Below are 17,310 nucleotides of genomic sequence, written 5' to 3'. Positions count from 1 at the left end.
CTGCGGCGGGCGTGCCACGCCTAGGCTGGACCCATGGAACCGACCGCCGCACCGTCTTCACCCCGGTCCGCTGCCGTGAACCCGCTGTTCCGGGCGGTGCTGGGCCTCTTCGCCGCGCCGCGGCTGAACCTGCGCGAGGACTATCCGAAGGTCCGGCGGGTCCAGCAGGTCCTGGCCGCCGTGCGGGGGCCGCGGTACCGCACCGCATACCGGGAGGCGATGGCCAGCACGGAGCACGGCGACATCCCGGTCCGGGTCTTCCAGCCGAGACGGAAACGGCGGGATGACGTCCTGTTGTTCTTCCACGGCGGCGGCTGGGTCACCGGGGACATCGAGAGCTACACACCGGCCTGCGCCACGATGGCCGAGCTCACCGGATGCGTGGTGGCCTCCGTGGACTACCGGCTCGCTCCGGAGCACCGCTTCCCGGCCGGACTCCAGGACTGTTTCGACGTGACGCGGCGTCTGTTGCAGGACCCGCAGCGTGCGGGCGTCCAGGACGCCGGGCAGATCGTCCTGGTGGGCGATTCGGCCGGCGGGAACCTGGCCGCCACCGTCTCCCTGATGCTCCGGGAGCGAGGCCTTCCCGTGGCCGGCCGGCAGATCCTGTTGTACCCGGTGACCCATTGGGACCACGATCCGCAGACCTCCCCCTTCGCCTCGGTCCGCCACCACGGTGAGGACTACCGCCTCACCAACTCCGAGGTGCAGGACTACTTCGAGCTGTACGTCCCCGAGCCGCAGGACCGCCGGAACCCGCTGGTGGCCCCGCTGATGGCCACCGACCTGTCCGGTCAGCCGGCGAGCCTGGTCATCACCGCGGAGCTGGACCTGCTGTGTGACGAGGGCGAGGAGTACGGGCGGGCCCTGCGGGCGGCCGGCAATGAGGTGCGTGTCCACCGCGTGGACGGCGCGCTGCACGGGTTCATCGCCCTACCCCGGTTCTCCCGCTCCCTCCGGGAGGCCTACGAGGTCATCAATGATTTCCTCGACGAGGTCCCGGCATGACGGGGCGGACCTGGGTGCGGCTGGACAACGCCTCCAACATCTTCCTGGCCGCCCGGACCGACGCGGACCCCAAGGTCTTCCGGCTCAGTGCCGAGACGGACCACGAGGTGCATCCCGTCCTCCTGCAGCAGGCCCTGGACGAGACCTATGCGCGGTACCCGCTGTACCACGCGGTGTTGCGCCGCGGGGTGTTCTGGTACTACCTGCAGGACAGTGACCTCCGCCCCCACGTCACCGGGGACGAGCTGCACTCCTGTGCGCCGATCTACCGGGCGGATCGGCGCAACCTGCTGTTCCGCGTGACCCACCACCTGAAGCGGATCAACCTCGAGGTGTTCCATGCCCTCTCCGACGGCACCGGAGCGCTGTGGTTCCTCTCGGACCTGGTGACCGCTTATCACCGCCTGCGGTACCCGGAACAGTCCCACGAGCCCGACCCCGGGGTTCTTGGGGCCCCCGAACCGGCGCGCGGGTTGACGGGGGACAGCTTCGCCCAGTACTTCCGCCGCGACGCCGCGCCGGCCACCCTCACCGTGCCGGGCGTGGAGACGGGCACCGCACGGGAGCCCGCACCGCACGCCCTGCAACACCGGCCGTCCGTCGGCACCGGCCGTCCGCGGGTCTACCGGGTCCGTGGCACCCGGACCCCGGACCACCGCACCCGGGACGTCGAGCTCACCCTGTCCGCCGCGGAGGTGCTGGAGGTGGCCCGCGCCGAGCAGGTCTCGATGACGATGTACCTGACGGCGTTGTTCTTCGAGTCCATCCGTCGCTCCTCGGGCGGACTGGGGCGGAACCAGACGCTCGCGGTGTCCGTGCCGGTGAACCTCCGCCAGTTCTTCCCCTCCACGTCGGCACGCAATTTCTTCGCGACCGTGCGGGTGGAGCACACCTATGGGCAGGGTGCAGAAGCGGGGGCGGGTGAGGACGCCGACAGCATCGGCGCGGTGGCCCGCCAGCTCCAGGCGCAGTTCCGTCCCAAGGCCACCGCCGAGGCGCTCGAGGCGAAGTTGCGCCAGTTCATCCGGTTCGAGCGGATGCCCGTGCTGCGGGTGTTACCCCGGCCGCTCAAGGACCTGATGCTGGGACTGGTGAACCGTGTCAACAACCGCGGCCTGACCGTCGCGATCTCCAACATGGGCCGCGTCGCCCTACCCGAGCCGGCCGAGGACCATGTCGCCAGGATGTTCCTGCACGTCTCGGCGGCCCGCCCGCAGTTCTGCGTGGTCTCCCACGCCGGGTGGCTCACCGTGAGCTTCTCCTCGCCGTTCATCGAGACCGGGCACATCCGGGAGTTCGCCCGGGAGCTCACCGGCCACGGCGTTCAGGTGAGCGTGGCGTCGACGCGCGTCACCGAGGAGGAACTCGCGGAGACAGTGCGCGCAGGGGCCGAAGGCACGGGCGTTGACGGCACGGGCGTTGACGGCACGGGGGTCACACCGTGAGACGGTGCGATCGGTGTGACGTGGCGATCGAGGGCGTGTGGACCCGGTGCCCCCTATGCTCGGCCCCGGTCGGCGCCCCGCCGGGCGGGGAGGAGTCCCCCAGCCCGCTGGCGGCCATCCCGCTCGTCTTCTCCCGGCGGCGCGTGCTCAAGGCCCTGTCCCTCGTCTCGATCGCACTGATCCTGGCCTCCTTCACGGCGCAGCTGCTGTTCGGTCAGGACGTGGACGGACTGGGGGTGCTGCGCTCCGTGTGGCTGGGGGTGAGCGCCATGTGGTTGGTGGTGCTAATGGCCATCCGTCAACGGCGCAACATCGCCAAGAGCACGGCCTACCTCGTGGTGCTGGTCGGGCTGGTCTGCGTGTACTGGGACTATCTCGCCGGGTGGCCCGGATGGTCCCTGACCTACGTGGTCCCCATCCTGTGTGCCTCCTCGATCGTCGGCCTGCTGATCACGGTCCGGGTCATGCGCATCGAGGAGGGCGAACACGTCGTCTACAGCTGGTTGACGGTGCTGCTGGGCCTGACGCCGCTGGGTTTCCTGCTCCTGGGCTGGGTCACCCACCCGGTGCCCTCCGCCATCTGCGGCGGGCTCAGCCTCCTCGCCCTGGCACTGCTCCAGATGGCCCGAGGGGCCGGCGTCCGGCACGAGCTCGCCAAACGCCTCCACGTGTAGTCATCACCCGCACCAGGGCCACCATGACCACCAGCTCCACCAGCGTCTGGGTCACCACCACGAGCGGGGCGAGCTCGAAGCCGGCCGGCAGGGCGAGCACCAGGGGCAGCACCACGAGCGAGTTCCGGGTCACCCCGCTGAGGACCACGGCCCGCCGGTCCGGCACCGCAAGCCCCGCCACCCGCCCGGCCGCGGAGCCGAGGCCGAGCATCACCCCGGCGAAGGCCACGAACACCGGCACCACGGTGACCAGCCCGCCCAGATGCGCGCCGACGTCGTGCATCTGGGCGGCCACCACCACCGCGAGGGTGGCCATCATCAGCGGGACCATCCCGGCCGCTCCGCCCTGCTCCAGCACACGGCCGGCCCGCCACCGGGCGGCGGCCAGCTGCGTCAGCCAGGCGGCCAGGGCCGGCAGGGCGATGAGCACCACGAAGGCCTCGACGAAGGGACCCAGCTCGACCACGCGGGCGAACTGTTCCCCCACCATCAGCCGCAGGTACACCGGCAGCAGCAGCAGCTGCAGGAGCATCTGCAGCGGGGTGGCCGCCAACAGCCGGTCCGCCGCCCCGCCGGCCAGGCGGGTGAACACGATGACGTAGTCCACGCAGGGGGTCAGCAGCACGAACAGCACCCCGACCACCAGCACCCGGTCCTGCGCCACGAAGCGGGAGAGCCCGAAGGCCACGATCGGCACCAGCACGAAGTTGACCAGCAGGACGGTGATCAGGAACCGCGGTTCCCGGAAGGCATGGCCCAGCTGCCGGAACGGGACGGCCAGGAAGGTGGTGTAGAGCAGCAGCCCGAGCACGGGCGTGACGGCCAGCCCCGCGGGGCCGGCCACCGCCGGTACCCCGAGCCCGACGCCGGCCCCGGCCAGCAGCGCGGCCAGGTACAGGGGCACCTGGTGCCGCTCCATCCAGCTCTGCTGCTGACGTGGGTCAGACACTCGGATGCGGATACGCCGCGGTGCGGCCCTGGAACTCCAGGATCGCCGGATTCTGAACGGCTCCGTCCTGGATCTCGATCGCCCGGGTCAGGGTCTCGCTGCCGGCCCACGCCTCGGGTCCGCCCATGACGGGGCCCAGGAAGGGCAGGATCGCGTCGCTGATCTCCCAGCTGGACGAGTTCCACAGGTAGGAGGGGCTGTGGTCCACCGCGTAGTAGTTGATGTCCCGGCCCACCGTGAACAGGGGATCGGCGAAGGAGGTGGGGCGGGCCCAGTCGAAGGCCATGCCCTCGTCACAGGAGACATCCACGATCAGACTCCCCGGCCGGAAGGCCGCCAGGTCGCCACCGCGCAGGTACAGGAGCGGGCGGTTGGGATCCTGCAGCGTGCAGTTGACCACGATGTCACTCTCCGCCAGGAAGGGGGCCAAGGGGACCCGTCCGCGGTCATCGGTGATGACCTCGCTCAGGTAGGGGCCGCCGTCATGGTCGAACTGGATCATCTGTGCGGAGTGGATGGGCGAGGCCACGGAGGCGACCTTGCGGTTGGTCAGCACGCGGACATCCGAGATGCCGTGGGCCTTGAGCGCGGTGACCGAACCGCGGGCGGTCGCTCCGAAGCCGATCACCACGGCACTGAGCCGCCGCCCGTAGACACCGGTGACGCCGATGAGGGCCAGGGCATGGATCACCGAGGAGTAGCCGGCCAGCTCGTTGTTCTGGTGGAAGACGTGCAGGGAGAAGCCGCCATCACTGGCCCAGTGGTTCATGGCCTCGAAGGCGATCAGCGTCAGGCGCTTGTCAATGGCCTGCTGGGTGAGTTCACGGTCCTGCACGCAGTGCTGCCACCCCCAGAGCGTCTGCCCATCGCGGAGCTGCTGCAGGTCCGCCGCCTGTGGCTTGGCCAGCAGTACGGTGTCTGCGGCGGCGATGACGCCGGCCCGGTCCGTCACCCCGCCCACCAGCGCGCGGAGCTCGGCGTCGGTGCGGCCGAACCGCTCGCCGTAGCCTTCCTCCAGGACCATCCTGCTGCGCAGGGAGGGCTCGATGCGCTCGAGATGGTCCGGGTGGATGGGGACGCGGTGCTCGTCGGTCTTGCGCGACTTGCCCAGCACACCCAGGACTGCGTCATTCGGTCTTCGCATGGTCTACATCCGTTCTACGGCGCCGCACTGACGCCATGTGACTCAGGCTATACCGGGCCTCTGCCACCCAGCGCTGTCGCTGTGTCCCCCGGGCCAGAGGCCTCGAAGCGGGGCTGATGGTGCGGGGACCGGGCTAAGCTGGACTGGACTTCGGAGTTCTCGTCACAGGGGTGGTTGTCCATGTCAGGCATCGTTGCAGCCCACGGTCCCTTCGATGCCGGCCAGGGCCAGCGGATGCTGGACCGGCTGGCCCACCGTGGCCCGGACGGATCGGGAAGCCGAGCGCTGGGGCCCTCGTGGCTGGGCAGCAGGTACCTGTCCATCGTGGACCCGGTCGCGGGCGATCAGCCGCTGTCCGGAGGGCGCGCAGGTGAGCTCTGGGTGGTCGGTGACGGCATGCTCCACAACCACCGGCGGATCCGGGAGCGGTTCGGCGCCGAGAGGTTCCGGACCGATTCGGACCTGGAGGCCGTCCTGGTGCTCGTGGAGGAGTTCGGCGCCCAGGCCTTCGAGCATGTGTGGGGCCCCTTCGCCCTGGTGGTCGCTGCGACGGACGGTCGGTTCGCGGCGGCCCGGGACGTGCTCGGGCTGGCACCCCTGTACTGGGTGCACGAGGGCGACACGGTGGTCTTCGCCTCCGAGCTCAAGGCCTTCGACGAGGACCAGCGGCCGGCCGTGAGGCCCTTCCCGCCGGGGCACTGCTGGACTCCGGCGGGCGGCCTCACGCCCATCCGTCGCTTCCCCGGGACCGCACCGGTCCTGTTGCAGAGCCGTGCCCAGGACGACGAGCCACCGGCGTGGGTCTTCGACGCCCTCCGGGAGACACTGATCCGCGCCGTCGACCGCAGCATGGCCGGCCGCCTCACCCCCGGGGTACTGCTCTCCGGTGGCGTGGACTCGAGCCTCATCACGGCCATCGCCGCCCGGGGCCAGCAGGACGGGGGGCAGAGACTGAAGACCTTCGCGGTGGGATTGGAGGGCAGCGGAGACCTCGCCGCCGCGCGGCTCGTGGCCGAACACTGCGGCACGGACCACCACGAGCTGGTCTACACGGCCGAGGACGCCATCGACGCCGTGCCACGCGTGGTGGCCGGCCTGGAGTCCTTCGACCCGACCCTGGTGCACTCGGCCGTCCCGAACTACTTCGTCTCGAGGCTGGCCTCCCTACACGCCAAGATCGTCTTGGTGGGCGAGGGCGCCGACGAGCTCTTCGCCGGGTACAGCCACTATGGACGCCATGACGACGGGGCCGAGCTGCACGCCGAGCTGCTGGCCACCCTGCAGGGCATGCACATCGGTGGCCTGCAGCGGGTGGACCGCGTGGCCGGTGCCCTCGGAGTGGAGCCGCGACTGCCGTTCCTGGACCTGGACATGGTGGAACTGGCCATGGCGCTGCCTCCTGAGTGGAAGCTGGTCGGGCGGGATCGTCCGGCCAAATGGCTGCTGCGCAAGGCCTTCGACGGCTGGCTGCCGGACGAGGTGCTCTGGCGGCGCAAGGAACAGTTCGGCGAGGGCACCGGGATGAATGACGTGTTGACCGAACACTTCGGCCAGACGGTCAGCGAGGACGATCTGGCCGCCGCGGCGGGGGCGCTGACCCCACCGGTGCGCACCCGGGAGGAACTGGCCTACCTGCGGATGTTCACCGCCGCTCTGCCCGGGGTGAATGCCCAGGAGACCGTCGGCCGGTTCGCCGAGGCCTGAGCCCCCGCGAACCGGCCGACGGTCTGCTGCGTCAGACGCTGTGGTCTCAGCCGATGAGACCCTGGTCCTGGAGCCAATCCTCGGCCACGTCCCGCGGGTCCTCGCCGTCCGTGTCCACCTTGCCGTTGAGCTCCATCATGGTCTCGTTCGTGAGCTTCTCCGAGATCGGGGCCATGATCTCCGCGATCGCGGGGAATTCGTCCAGGGTGTCCTGCCGCAAGGTCATGGCCCCCTGGTACTGCACGAAGAAGTCCTCGTCGTCTTCCAGGATCACCATGTCGTTGGAGGCGACCCGCGCGTCGGTGGAGAACACCTCACCGAACTCACAGGTGTCCCCGACCTGGGTGTAGATCAGGTTCAGGTCGAGTTCGACGGTCTCGGAGAACTCGAAGCCGTAGGCCTCCTCGAGGCCGGGCAGGCCGTCGTCGCGGTTGATGAACTCACTCGCCGCACACACGCGGGCCTGGCCCGGGTTCGCGGTGATGAACTCGGCGGCATCGGACTGGGTCACCAGGCCGTTCTCATCGGCGAAGTCCTGCTTGACGGCGATGCGGTAGGTGTTCTCGAACGGGGCCGGTTCCAGCCAGGCGATGCCGTTCTCCGCGTCCTCGTCCGCCACCGCCTGATACAGGTCCTCCGGCACGTCCTCCGTGGTGTGACCCAGGATGTTGACCCAACCCGTACCGGTGTAGTCCCAGTAGAAGTCGATCTCGTCCGTCTCCAGGGCCTCACGGACCGTGGCGCTGCCGGAGATGCCGGTCTGGTCCTCGATCGTGGCCCCGGCGTCCTCCAGTGCCACGGAGGTGATCTGTCCCAGGATGACCGACTCGGTGAACTCCTTGGAGCCGGCCGTCAGGTTCGCTCCCGCCAGCGCGCCGTCGTCGGTGCCGCCGTCGTCGCCGCCACCTCCGTCACCGCCGCCGCAGGCGGTCAGCAGCAGGGCTGCAGCGACCGCCAGTCCGGCGCCGTTGAGCAGGGTCGATCTCGGTGTGGTGTTCTTCATGTCCGTGCCTCCATTAGGTGTGTTTGGTCGTACGTGGTGCGTGTGTGGTGGCGCCCCTAGGCCCCGGTCGGGCGCAGGCCTTTGGGCCGCAACAGGTCTTCGGCGATCCCGGCGAAGTAGTCGATGGTCAGGGCGAGGACGGCGGTCAGGACGGCGCCCACGATCTGGACGAGCACGCGGTTGGTGGACAGGCCGGCCACGATGATGTCCCCCAGGCCGCCGGCGTTGATATAGGTCACCAGGGCAGCCGTGCCGACGTTGATGACCAGGGCCGTGCGGACGCCGGCCAGGATCACCGGCACCGCCAGGGGCAGCTCGATCCGGCGCAGCACCTGGAATCGGGACAGTCCCATCCCCCGACCGGCCTCGAGGACGGAGTCGTCGACCTGCTCGAGGCCCACCATGGTGTTCAGCAGCACCGGGATGATGGCATACAGCACGAGCCCGACGATGGCGGCGCTGAAGCCCAGGAACAGGAAGGCGGCGGCCATCAGGAAGAGGATGGAGATCGTCGGCACCGCCTGAGCCAGGGTCAGCACCGTGATCAGGTAGGGGCGGACCCGCCGGGTGAAGGGCCGCGTCAACAGCACACCCAGGGGCACCGCGATGATCAGCGTGATGCCCGTGGACACCGCGGCGAGCTGCACGTGTTGCCAGACGGCGGTGGTCAGGGAGGCCGCGTTGAGGGAGCGTGCCTCGATGCTGTCGAGCTCGTGACTGCTGACGTAGAGGTACAGGGCCACCAGCACCGCCGCCAGGATCAGCGGCATCGTCAAGTAGGAAAGCCATCGGCGGCGTCCGGCCGGAGGCGGCGTCTGAGCGACGACGGCGGAGTCGGGGATCTCGACGGTGGTCCCGGTCGTCATGACGGGACCTCCGTCTGCCTGGATTCGGCGCGGGCCTCAGCGACCGAGGTGCGGCGCATCGAACGGATGGCGTCGTTGATCTGGTCGATGTCCACGACCCCCTGGTAGCGGCCGTCCTCGTCCACCACCACGGCGACCGCGTACCGGGCGCTGATGAGCTCGTTGAGGGCATCGTGCAGGGTCGCCCGGGGTTCGATGACGGCCCGCGTCTCGGTGCCGAGCCGGTCGAGTGGTGACGTGGTGTCGCGGCGCAGGTCCTCGGCGCCGACCCAGCGTGCCGGCCGACCCTCCGTGTCCAGGACGAGGACGGAACCGCGGTCCGATTCGCGCAGGACCCGGTGGGCCTGTTCCTGTGAATCGGCGGCGGAAACCGTCGGCCAGGAGGCTAGCTCGATGTCCCGCACGCGGGAGAGGCTCAGCCGCTTGAGGGACGCCCCGCCACCGATGAAGTCCCGCACGAAGTCGTTGGCCGGGGCGGTGAGGATCCTCTCGGGGGTGTCGTACTGCGCGATCCGCGAGCCCTCCTGCAGGATGGCGATCCGGTCCCCCATCTTGATGGCCTCGTCGATGTCGTGGGTGACGAAGACGATCGTCTTGCGGACCTCGGCCTGGAGCCGGAGGAACTCGTTCTGCAACCGGTCGCGGGTGATGGGGTCGATCGCCCCGAAGGGCTCGTCCATGAGCATGACCTCGGGGTCCCCGCCGAGGGCGCGGGCGACACCGACACGCTGCTGCTGGCCACCGGAGAGCTGGTTGGGGAACCGGTCCCGGTACTCCGCCGGATCCATGTTGACGGTCGTCAGGAGTTCGTCCACCCGGGCACGGACCCGGGCGGCGTCCCAGCCCAACAGCTTCGGGACCGTCGCCACGTTCTCGCCGATGGTGATGTGCGGGAACAGCCCGATCTGCTGGATCACGTAGCCGATCCGGCGGCGCAACCGGTCCGGGTTGGTGGTGGTGACGTCCTCGCCGCCCAGGATGATCCGGCCGGAGCTCGGCTCGATGATCCGGTTGATCATCTTCATGGTGGTGGTCTTGCCGCAGCCTGAGGGACCCACGAGCACCACGATCTCCCCCTTGCGGATGTCCAGGGACAGGCCGTCCACCGCATTGCGCTCGGATCCGGGGAAACGCTTCGTCAGGTTCTCCAGGCGGATCATGATCTCGGCCTGGTCAGCTGCGGGCGGTGTTCGGTTCATCGGATACCTCTCGAAGTGGACAGACGCTGGACGGCATAGAAGAGCAGGTCGAAGAGGATGGCGAGCACGATCACGCCCAGGGTGCCGGCCAGGATCATGTTCACCGCGACCGGGGTGCCCACACGGGCCAGGCCGGTCACGATGATCTCGCCATAACCGGGGCCGTTCACGAAGGCACCGATCGCGGCGATCCCGAGCAGGATCAGGGTCGACACGCGCACCCCGGTGATGACCACCGGCCAGGCCAGGGGCAGTTCGATCCGCAGCAACCGCTGGCGCCGGTTCAGGCCCATCCCCTTGGCGGATTCGATGATGGCCGGATCGACTTCACGCAGCCCGGTGATGGTGTTGCGCACCACGGGCAGCAGACCGTACATCACCAGGGCGACCAGGACCGGCTTCCAGCCGAGACCGAAGGGTCTGAGCATCAGGATGAAGAGCGCGAAGGACGGGATGGTCAGGAAGGTGCCGGTGACGGCCAGGACCAGCGCCCGCGGCCGATCCGTTTGATAGGTGGCCACTCCCAGGCCGATCCCGATGATGGTCGCGATGACCACGGCCGCACCGACGATGGCGGCGTGGGCCAGACCCATCTCCAGCAGGTCGTCCGCCCGGTTCCCCAGGAACTCGAGAAATTCCACTGCTGACCTCTTTCGAAACGAATGATGCCTGGCCCTGACTATAGTTGAAGGGCCCGGTCAGGAGGGCACCGGTCAGTAGGTCAGCCGGACGGCCGCCTCCCGCAGGTAGCGGTCCACGAGGGTATAGGCGTCCCGGGTCAGGGCCCGCCACAGTTGCAGCGCCAGGGCGGGATCCTCCGACTCCAACACCTCGATCGCCTCCGGGGTCAGGACCATCAGCTCCACGTCGCCGACGGCCTTCTCGGTGGTCTCCTGCCGGTCGGAGGTGCCCAGGGCGAGCTCGCCGAAGGTCATGCCCGCCCCCAGCGTGTTCAACCGGACCCGCTCGCCGTCAGGATCGGTGGCGATGGTGTTGATCCGGCCGGCCACGATGAAATGGACGCCGCCGAAGCGCTGCCCCACGCGGCGGATGATGTCCCCGTCCAGATGGGAACGGTGTTCCATCAGCCCGGCGAGCCGGTGACGATCTGCCTCCCCCAGCACGGCCAGCGCCGGCGAATCGGTGACCAGGACCCGCTCCGTCACCGCGGGCGGAGCCCCATAGCGGGCCAGCAACGCATCCTCGCAGTGCTCGACGGCCTCGCCGAGCCCCCGGAAGACCGGTACTGCGGAACCGTCCGGGCCGGCGTCGTCCCCCGCCATGAAGGCCGGCGCCTCCTCCCCGGTGACGAGGACCATCTCCCGTCCTGTGGCGGCCAACCGGTGCTGCAGGTCGGTGAGCATCTGCCGGGCGAGCCGGCCGGCGTCGTAGACCTGCCTCAGGTCCAGGACCACGAAAGCGACGGTCTCCTCCAGCTCGCTGACGGCCCGGACCAAGGACTCGGTGCCGGCGAAGAACAGGTCCCCCGCCACCTCGATGATCCGGGCCCGATGACCATGCTGTTCCAGCACCTCGGCCTCCTCCAGGGTGCGCCGCACCCGGGAGGGCAGTTGCGAGATCTCCCGGGTGTCCCGGACCGCCGAACGACCGCTTCGGGCCGCGCGCACGAAGTGCATCTCCATGTCACGGGACAACCGGCGGCAGGTCTCCAGGCCGCGCACGCTGTTGCCGTGGCCGTCCAGCGGTGGTGAGAAGACGGCCAGGCCGGCCTGGCCGGGCAGCACCGCCAGGGTGCCCCCGCCCACGCCGGACTTCGCCGGCATCCCGACGCTGCTGACCCAGGCGCCGGCGTCGTCATACATCCCGGAGGTCATCATGACGGAGAGCACCCGCTCCACCACGTCGATCCCGAACACCTCCTCACCGGTCAGGGGCTGGGTGCCGCCGTTGGCCAACGTGGCTGCCATCAGGGCCAGGTCCCGGCACGTCACCTGCACGGCGCACTGACGCAGATAGACCTCCAGGGCACGCGTCGGGTCGTTCTCGATGATGCCCACGGAACTGAGCAGGTAGGCGAGCGAATGGTTGCGGTCACTCTGGCGCATCTCCACATCGAAGACGGATCGACTGCTCGTCAGCGCCCGTCCCGCGGAGCGCGAGTAGGTGTCCACGATCCGGCGCACGGCCGATTTGCCGCCCCCGCCGCGGATCATCCCGGACATGGCCAGGGCGCCCGCGTTGACCATGGCGTTCGGCGGACGCCCGGTGTCCGGGGCCAGGGAGATCTGGTTGAACGGATCCCCGGAGGGCTCCACATCCACCTTCTCGTCCACGGCGTCGAAGCCGTAGTCGGCGAGGGCGAGGCCGTAGCTGAATGGCTTGGAGATCGACTGGATCGAGAACTCCTGGTCCGCGACCCCCACGGAGTACACGCGGCCGTCGACCGTGGCCAGGCAGATCCCGAAGTCCTCGGGACGGGGCTCCCGCCCACCGGGATGGACGCCGTACGGCACACCGGCACCCAGGTGCTGGACCTCGGCGAGCAGCTGCTCCAGGTAATGCTGGATGGGTGATTCCATGGACCCCACGCTAATCGTTGCCGCCAGCGGCAGCCCTCCTCCTGCAGGCCGTGCAGGAAACCGTGCTGGGGGCCGGGCAGGAGACCGGGTATGAGAAAGGCCCCCCTTCCGCGGAAGGGGGGCCTTTCATCTGGTGGAGGTAAGGGGATTCGAACCCCTGACCTTCTCCATGCCATGGAGACGCGCTACCAACTGCGCCATACCCCCAGAGTGGTGGCCACTCCGGTCTGCACGGAACCCCTGCGGAGTTTCCGTCTTGCCCGAAGCAACTCCATAAATATACACAGCACCGCGCGCCACTCGCAAATCGGGCGGGTTCAGACGTTGTACTCCGTGATCCTCCACTCGCCGGGACGTTCCACGGATCCCCAGAGGATGATGGCAGCCCCGTTGCGCAACCGCTCCAGTCGGCCCATCCCCGCGGCATCCATCCCGGTCAACAACGTGGTGGCGGCGCGCAGGCAATTTCCGTGGGCGGTGACCAGCACGCTCTCCGGCAGGCCACGCAGGGCCTCCGCCTCCTGCACCAGACGGGTGACCGCCTCCACCACCCGCGTCCCCGACTGCCGTGGTGTCTCCCCGCCCAGCGGGCCGCGGTCCAGGTGGGAATGCCGCCACGAGGCCCACTGCTGGCTCCACTGGGTCTGGATCTCGGTGAAGGTCAGCCCCTCCCAGCTTCCGCCGCCCGTCTCCTTCAGCCCGTCATCGATGATCAGCTGCCCGCTCCGATCCCGCATTACGGCCTCGGCCGTGGCGCGGGCCCGCAGCAGGGGTGAGGAGGCGGCCAGATCGAAGGGGTGCCCTGCCAGTCGGCGGGCTACGTCCTCGGCCTGGGCCCGGCCGACGTCATCCAGCGGGATGTCCGTATGCCCCTGGTACCGGTTCTCGGCGTTCCAGGCGGTCCGACCGTGCCGCAGCAACACCAGACGCACGGTGGTCAGTCCTGGGCGGAGTCGGGTGTCCAGTCCCGCGGGCCCGCATCGGGGTCCACCGCGGAGCCGCCCTCATGCGGAGCCACCCCGTCCGTCAGACCGAGATCGATCACCGGGGCGTCCTTCCACAGCCGGTCGAGGGCATAGAACACCCGCTCCTCCTCGTGCTGGACGTGCACCACGAAGTGGCCGTAGTCCAGCAGCACCCAGCGCCCGCCGGCCTTGCCCTCACGGCGCAGGACGTCCACGCTCAACTGCTGGGTCAGCACGTCCTCGATCTCGTCCACCACGGAGACGACCTGGCGTTCGGAACTGGCGGAGGCCAACAGGAAGGCGTCCGTCAGGCCCATCTGCTGTCCCACGTCCACCGCCACGATGTCCGTGGCCTGTTTGTCCGCAGCGGCCTGGCCGGCCAGTTTCAGGGCGTTCAGGGTGGTCTCGGGAACGGTCATGTGCACCTCAGGGCTGATGGGTTGTGGATGGGGTCCTCCGTGCTCATCAGAGCACGAGAGCGAGAATGAGCGCGACCAGCAGGGCGAGGATCACGAGGATCGCCGCGAGGATCAGACGGTGTTCCCGGGACGACCACGCGGAGGCCCCCAGGGAGTCGAGGCCGTGGGCGGACCGGGCCTGAACGGGTTCCTGGGCAGCGACCGGGGCCGCGGCCCCCTGCATAGGCGTGACGGTCGCGGCCGGTTCAGACGTCAGGGGCGCGGTCGGGGCAGCCGGGGCGGGATCGGCCACGGGCACGCGGGCGATCAGCCCAGTGTTCAATAGCCGGGCGCGCTCTGCCAACAGCTCCTGCTCCCGCAGCAGCACCGGGTCCACGGCGGAGGGGTCCCCCCCGCCCGACTCCTCGATCCTGGCCGCCAGGGCCGCGCCCTCGGTCGCCAGGGACTCCCGCGTTGGCCCTTCAGCGGCGGTCGCGGCGGTCGCCGCGGTGCCGGGTGAGCCTACCGGGGCCTCCGCACGCCGGGACTGAGACGGTGGGCCGGCCGCCGCGGACGGAGCCGGTGCTTCGGACGGCTCGGGATGCCAGGCCGAGGCCTCCTCCTGACGCCGCCGCCATTCGCGCAACTCTCGACGTGTCAACGGATGCCCGTCCGGCCAGACAGCCACTCCATCATGATCCACCCGCACCGCCATAGCCGGTGAACTCCCGGACCTGGAGGCGCCACCGAGGTCGGCGTCGCGTCGCGTCGAAGAGAGGTCTGTCGGCAGCTGGCCCGTGAGTGAGCGCACATCCGAGGGGCTGATGGTGGCGGCCGGAAGTTCGAGGATGGCGGGCTGGGAGGCGTTCCCCGCCGGAGCACCCGCCGCACTGTCGACCCGGCGCGGGTGGCCCGGGGACCGGCGCGTCGACAGGGGTGCCTCGGTCGGTTGGTCCGCGGGACGGGGTGCGCTGCCCTTGATCTGCGGCGTGCCCAGCCGCGGCATGGGACCCTTCCGGGGGTTCTCGCTCATACGGTGGACTCCGCAGTGGCCTGGCCGAGCGCCGGCCCGCCATCAGGCGCGCTGCCCGGGAGGTGGGCCGAGGGCAGATACAGGTTGTGCTTGGCGATGTACTGCACCACGCCGTCCGGCACGAGGTACCAGACCGGCTTGCCCTCCTGCACCCGTGCACGGCAGTCCGTGGAGGAGATCGCCATGGCGGGGATCTCCATCAACTTGACGCCGGTCTCCGGGCCGACCTCCACCAGTTCATGGCCGGGACGGGTCACACCCACGAATTGGGCCATGTCCCACAACCGGTGCACGTCCTTCCAAGTCATGATCTGCTCGAGGGCATCCGCCCCGGTGATGAAGAACAGGTCTGCCTCGGGCCGCAGGGTCCGCAGATCACGCAGGGTGTCCGCCGTGTACGTGGGGCCGGGCCGGTCGATGTCCACCCGGGACACCGTGAAGCGCGGGTTGGAGGCCGTGGCCACCACCGTCATCAGGTAGCGGTGCTCGGCCGGAGAGACCTTCTGGGCATCCTTCTGCCACGGCTGGCCGGTGGGCACGAAGACGACCTCGTCCAGGTCCAGCTCCGAGGCCACCTCGGAGGCGGCCACCAGGTGGCCGTGGTGGATCGGGTCGAAGGTGCCGCCCATGATGCCGAGACGGAAGCGACGTTGGGTCACAGTGTGGTGCGGCGCTTCAGGGATCAGTGGCCGGAGCGCCGGCCGCTACGGCCGGCGGTGCCATGGACCTCGACGTCCGTGACGGGGGCGGGGTGGCGCAACGCGACGGAACGCAGGGACATGATGGCCGACAGCATGAGCAGCATCAGGACGAAGGGCCCTACGCCGAACACCCAGGCCGGGGCGATCAGTTCGTTGACCACGTGCGCCTCTTCGGCGGCAACGGTCAAGGCAGCGGTGAGGTTCTGCATCTGGTTATTCTCCCTTGCGGCGGCCGGCGCCCCGGCCGCGTATCACGGTGATGTCTGCCGTCCATCCTAGTACGTTCCGCGCACCGCGCAGATCAGCGCCGATCAGCGCCGATCACAGGCGGGCCGGGGCGGGTCCGGCGCGGTTCACGGGCGGATCTGACCCTGGCCGCGCAGGACCCACTTCGTGGTGGTGAGTTCCTCCAGGCCCATCGGGCCGCGGGCGTGCATCTTCTGCGTCGAGATGCCCACCTCCGCGCCCAGGCCCAGCTGACCGCCGTCCGTGAAGCGGGTCGAGGCGTTGACGATCACGGCCGCTGAGTCGATCTCCGCCACGAAGCGGTCGGCGTTGGCGAGGTCATTGGTGACGATCGCCTCGGTGTGCCCGGTGGACCAGCGGCGGATGTGGTCCATGGCCTCGTCCAGGGAGCCCACCGTCTTCACGGCCAACTCCAGGGCCAGGTATTCCGTGCCCCAGTCCTCGTCCGTGGCGGTCTCGGCCGAGATTTGGGCCGCCGAGGGCAGCCAGGCCCGGGCGCCCTCGTCCACGTGCAGGAACACCCCGGCGCGGGACAGGGACCGCAACACCTCGCGCCCGGCCTCCTCGGCGTCCGCATGGATCAGCAGGGTCTCGGCCGAGTTGCACACGGAGACCCGATGGGTCTTGGCGTTCAACGCGATGTCCACGGCCATCTTCACGGGGGCCGAGGCGTCGATGAACAGGTGCACGTTGCCCTCCCCGGTCTCGATGACCGGGACCCTGGCGTTGCGGACCACAGCCTGAATGAGGTCCCGTCCGCCGCGGGGGATCAGCACGTCCACGGAACCGCGTTCGGACATCAGCGCGGTGGCGCCGTCTCGGCCGTACTCGTCGATCCCCTGGATGATGTCCGCCTCGAACCCGTGGGCCAGGGCCTGCTCACGCAGGATCTGGATCAGGACGGTGTTGGTGTGGCGCGCCGCCGATCCGCCGCGCAGGATCACGGCGTTGCCCGATTTCAGGGCCAGCCCGGCGATGTCCACGGTCACGTTGGGCCGGGCCTCGTAGATGGCGCCGACCACGCCGAGGGGCACCCGCAGCTGGGTCATGTGCATCCCGTTGGGCAGGTCGCGTCCCCGCACCACGTTGCCCACGGGGTCGGGCAGGGCCACGAGTTCCTCCAGAGCCGCGGCCAGGGCGCCGATGCGCTGTTCGTCCAGGCTCAGGCGGTCGAGCATGGCCTCCGAGGTGCCCTTCGCCCGGCCGTCCTCCACGTCCTTGCGGTTGGCCGCCAGGATCGCGGGGGCGTCGGCCCGCAGTGCGTCGGCCATGCCCTGGAGGGTCTCGTCCTTGCGGGCCCGGCGCGCGGTGGCCAGCTCCCCGCGGGCCTTGCGGGCGCGCTCGGCCACCTTCAGGATGGCGTCCCGGACCTCGGTGGGAACCTCGGATGCGGCAGCGGTATCGGCAGTGGTGGACATGACCGCAGTCTATCCCG

At 69.7% G+C, this 17,310-nt stretch carries 17 protein-coding genes and 1 tRNA gene; 4 read left to right on the top strand and 14 right to left on the bottom strand.

Annotation, left to right across the window (positions count from 1 at the left end):
* Positions 1 to 33: 33 nt before the first annotated feature.
* Genes ACSU1G_RS08595 through ACSU1G_RS08585 form a run of 3 tightly spaced genes read left to right on the top strand, consistent with a single transcriptional unit; the run spans position 34 to position 3,127 of the window.
* Positions 34 to 1,008, top strand: a complete 975-nt coding sequence (locus tag ACSU1G_RS08595) for an alpha/beta hydrolase (RefSeq protein WP_439279511.1) — start codon at positions 34 to 36, stop codon at positions 1,006 to 1,008.
* Positions 1,005 to 2,453, top strand: coding sequence for an alcohol acetyltransferase (locus ACSU1G_RS08590; RefSeq protein ID WP_439279510.1), 1,449 nt, complete (start codon positions 1,005 to 1,007; stop codon positions 2,451 to 2,453). The genes ACSU1G_RS08595 and ACSU1G_RS08590 overlap by 4 nt, the downstream gene beginning before the upstream one ends.
* A complete protein-coding gene (locus ACSU1G_RS08585; RefSeq protein ID WP_439279509.1) occupies positions 2,450 to 3,127 on the top strand; it encodes a DUF6320 domain-containing protein in 678 nt (225 codons plus the stop codon). The genes ACSU1G_RS08590 and ACSU1G_RS08585 overlap by 4 nt, the downstream gene beginning before the upstream one ends.
* Here the strand turns inward: ACSU1G_RS08585 and ACSU1G_RS08580 are convergent.
* Entirely contained in the window at positions 3,045 to 4,046 is a 1,002-nt protein-coding gene (locus tag ACSU1G_RS08580) for an arsenic resistance protein (RefSeq protein ID WP_439279941.1), read from the bottom strand. The genes ACSU1G_RS08585 and ACSU1G_RS08580 overlap by 83 nt on opposite strands.
* A gap of 22 nt (positions 4,047 to 4,068) precedes the next feature.
* Positions 4,069 to 5,220, bottom strand: a complete 1,152-nt coding sequence (locus ACSU1G_RS08575) for a N(5)-(carboxyethyl)ornithine synthase (RefSeq protein ID WP_439279508.1) — start codon at positions 5,218 to 5,220, stop codon at positions 4,069 to 4,071.
* A 180-nt stretch (positions 5,221 to 5,400) separates the two neighbouring features.
* On the opposite strand from ACSU1G_RS08575, the gene ACSU1G_RS08570 reads away from it, so the two are divergent.
* The gene (locus tag ACSU1G_RS08570; RefSeq protein ID WP_439279507.1) at positions 5,401 to 6,924 is read left to right on the top strand and encodes an asparagine synthase-related protein; all 1,524 of its coding nucleotides are present in this window, start codon (positions 5,401 to 5,403) and stop codon (positions 6,922 to 6,924) included.
* Positions 6,925 to 6,970: 46 nt separating this feature from the next.
* Here the strand turns inward: ACSU1G_RS08570 and ACSU1G_RS08565 are convergent, their stop codons facing one another.
* From ACSU1G_RS08565 to ACSU1G_RS08510, 12 genes are all read right to left on the bottom strand, one after another.
* The gene (locus tag ACSU1G_RS08565) at positions 6,971 to 7,927 is read right to left on the bottom strand and encodes a glycine betaine ABC transporter substrate-binding protein (protein ID WP_439279506.1); all 957 of its coding nucleotides are present in this window, start codon (positions 7,925 to 7,927) and stop codon (positions 6,971 to 6,973) included.
* Between the two features lie 56 nt (positions 7,928 to 7,983).
* Positions 7,984 to 8,793, bottom strand: coding sequence for an ABC transporter permease (locus ACSU1G_RS08560; protein WP_439279505.1), 810 nt, complete (start codon positions 8,791 to 8,793; stop codon positions 7,984 to 7,986).
* The gene (locus ACSU1G_RS08555) at positions 8,790 to 9,992 is read right to left on the bottom strand and encodes a betaine/proline/choline family ABC transporter ATP-binding protein (protein ID WP_439279504.1); all 1,203 of its coding nucleotides are present in this window, start codon (positions 9,990 to 9,992) and stop codon (positions 8,790 to 8,792) included. The genes ACSU1G_RS08560 and ACSU1G_RS08555 overlap by 4 nt, the downstream gene beginning before the upstream one ends.
* A complete protein-coding gene (locus ACSU1G_RS08550) occupies positions 9,989 to 10,633 on the bottom strand; it encodes an ABC transporter permease (RefSeq protein WP_439279503.1) in 645 nt (214 codons plus the stop codon). Before ACSU1G_RS08550 ends, ACSU1G_RS08555 begins: the two co-directional genes overlap by 4 nt.
* 72 nt (positions 10,634 to 10,705) lie before the next feature.
* Positions 10,706 to 12,532 carry a glutaminase A gene (gene glsA / locus ACSU1G_RS08545; protein WP_439279502.1) on the bottom strand — a complete coding sequence of 609 codons (1,827 nt, stop codon included), beginning with the start codon at positions 12,530 to 12,532 and terminating at the stop codon, positions 10,706 to 10,708.
* A gap of 131 nt (positions 12,533 to 12,663) precedes the next feature.
* Positions 12,664 to 12,739, bottom strand: a tRNA-Ala gene (locus ACSU1G_RS08540).
* Between the two features lie 110 nt (positions 12,740 to 12,849).
* Positions 12,850 to 13,464, bottom strand: coding sequence for a histidine phosphatase family protein (locus ACSU1G_RS08535; protein WP_439279501.1), 615 nt, complete (start codon positions 13,462 to 13,464; stop codon positions 12,850 to 12,852).
* A 5-nt stretch (positions 13,465 to 13,469) separates the two neighbouring features.
* Positions 13,470 to 13,916 carry a ribosome silencing factor gene (gene rsfS, locus ACSU1G_RS08530; protein ID WP_439279500.1) on the bottom strand — a complete coding sequence of 149 codons (447 nt, stop codon included), beginning with the start codon at positions 13,914 to 13,916 and terminating at the stop codon, positions 13,470 to 13,472.
* A gap of 46 nt (positions 13,917 to 13,962) precedes the next feature.
* Positions 13,963 to 14,928 carry a hypothetical protein gene (locus ACSU1G_RS08525; protein WP_439279499.1) on the bottom strand — a complete coding sequence of 322 codons (966 nt, stop codon included), beginning with the start codon at positions 14,926 to 14,928 and terminating at the stop codon, positions 13,963 to 13,965.
* The gene (gene nadD / locus ACSU1G_RS08520; protein ID WP_439279940.1) at positions 14,925 to 15,557 is read right to left on the bottom strand and encodes a nicotinate-nucleotide adenylyltransferase; all 633 of its coding nucleotides are present in this window, start codon (positions 15,555 to 15,557) and stop codon (positions 14,925 to 14,927) included. The genes ACSU1G_RS08525 and nadD overlap by 4 nt, the downstream gene beginning before the upstream one ends.
* A 53-nt stretch (positions 15,558 to 15,610) precedes the next feature.
* Positions 15,611 to 15,838, bottom strand: coding sequence for a hypothetical protein (locus tag ACSU1G_RS08515; RefSeq protein ID WP_439279498.1), 228 nt, complete (start codon positions 15,836 to 15,838; stop codon positions 15,611 to 15,613).
* 144 nt (positions 15,839 to 15,982) lie between these two features.
* Entirely contained in the window at positions 15,983 to 17,293 is a 1,311-nt protein-coding gene (locus tag ACSU1G_RS08510) for a glutamate-5-semialdehyde dehydrogenase (protein ID WP_439279497.1), read from the bottom strand.
* Between the last annotated feature and the right edge of the window lie 17 nt (positions 17,294 to 17,310).

Source organism: Microbacterium sp. A93 (assembly GCF_051842835.1).
The sequence above is the reverse complement of the archived record's forward strand: the minus strand, read 5'-3'. Positions and strand labels throughout refer to the sequence as shown.

Bases quoted from the DNA above. Each gene is read 5' to 3' on its own strand.
- ACSU1G_RS08595 (WP_439279511.1), top strand. From the start codon at position 34: ATGGAACCGACCGCCGCACCGTCTTCACCCCGGTCCGCTGCCGTGAAC.
- ACSU1G_RS08590 (WP_439279510.1), top strand. From the start codon at position 1,005: ATGACGGGGCGGACCTGGGTGCGGCTGGACAACGCCTCCAACATCTTC.
- ACSU1G_RS08580 (WP_439279941.1), bottom strand. From the start codon at position 4,046: ATGGAGCGGCACCAGGTGCCCCTGTACCTGGCCGCGCTGCTGGCCGGG.
- ACSU1G_RS08575 (WP_439279508.1), bottom strand. From the start codon at position 5,220: ATGCGAAGACCGAATGACGCAGTCCTGGGTGTGCTGGGCAAGTCGCGC.
- ACSU1G_RS08570 (WP_439279507.1), top strand. From the start codon at position 5,401: ATGTCAGGCATCGTTGCAGCCCACGGTCCCTTCGATGCCGGCCAGGGC.
- ACSU1G_RS08565 (WP_439279506.1), bottom strand. From the start codon at position 7,927: ATGAAGAACACCACACCGAGATCGACCCTGCTCAACGGCGCCGGACTG.
- ACSU1G_RS08560 (WP_439279505.1), bottom strand. From the start codon at position 8,793: ATGACGACCGGGACCACCGTCGAGATCCCCGACTCCGCCGTCGTCGCT.
- ACSU1G_RS08555 (WP_439279504.1), bottom strand. From the start codon at position 9,992: ATGAACCGAACACCGCCCGCAGCTGACCAGGCCGAGATCATGATCCGC.
- glsA (WP_439279502.1), bottom strand. From the start codon at position 12,532: ATGGAATCACCCATCCAGCATTACCTGGAGCAGCTGCTCGCCGAGGTC.
- rsfS (WP_439279500.1), bottom strand. From the start codon at position 13,916: ATGACCGTTCCCGAGACCACCCTGAACGCCCTGAAACTGGCCGGCCAG.
- ACSU1G_RS08525 (WP_439279499.1), bottom strand. From the start codon at position 14,928: ATGAGCGAGAACCCCCGGAAGGGTCCCATGCCGCGGCTGGGCACGCCG.
- nadD (WP_439279940.1), bottom strand. From the start codon at position 15,557: ATGGGCGGCACCTTCGACCCGATCCACCACGGCCACCTGGTGGCCGCC.
- ACSU1G_RS08515 (WP_439279498.1), bottom strand. From the start codon at position 15,838: ATGCAGAACCTCACCGCTGCCTTGACCGTTGCCGCCGAAGAGGCGCAC.
- ACSU1G_RS08510 (WP_439279497.1), bottom strand. From the start codon at position 17,293: ATGTCCACCACTGCCGATACCGCTGCCGCATCCGAGGTTCCCACCGAG.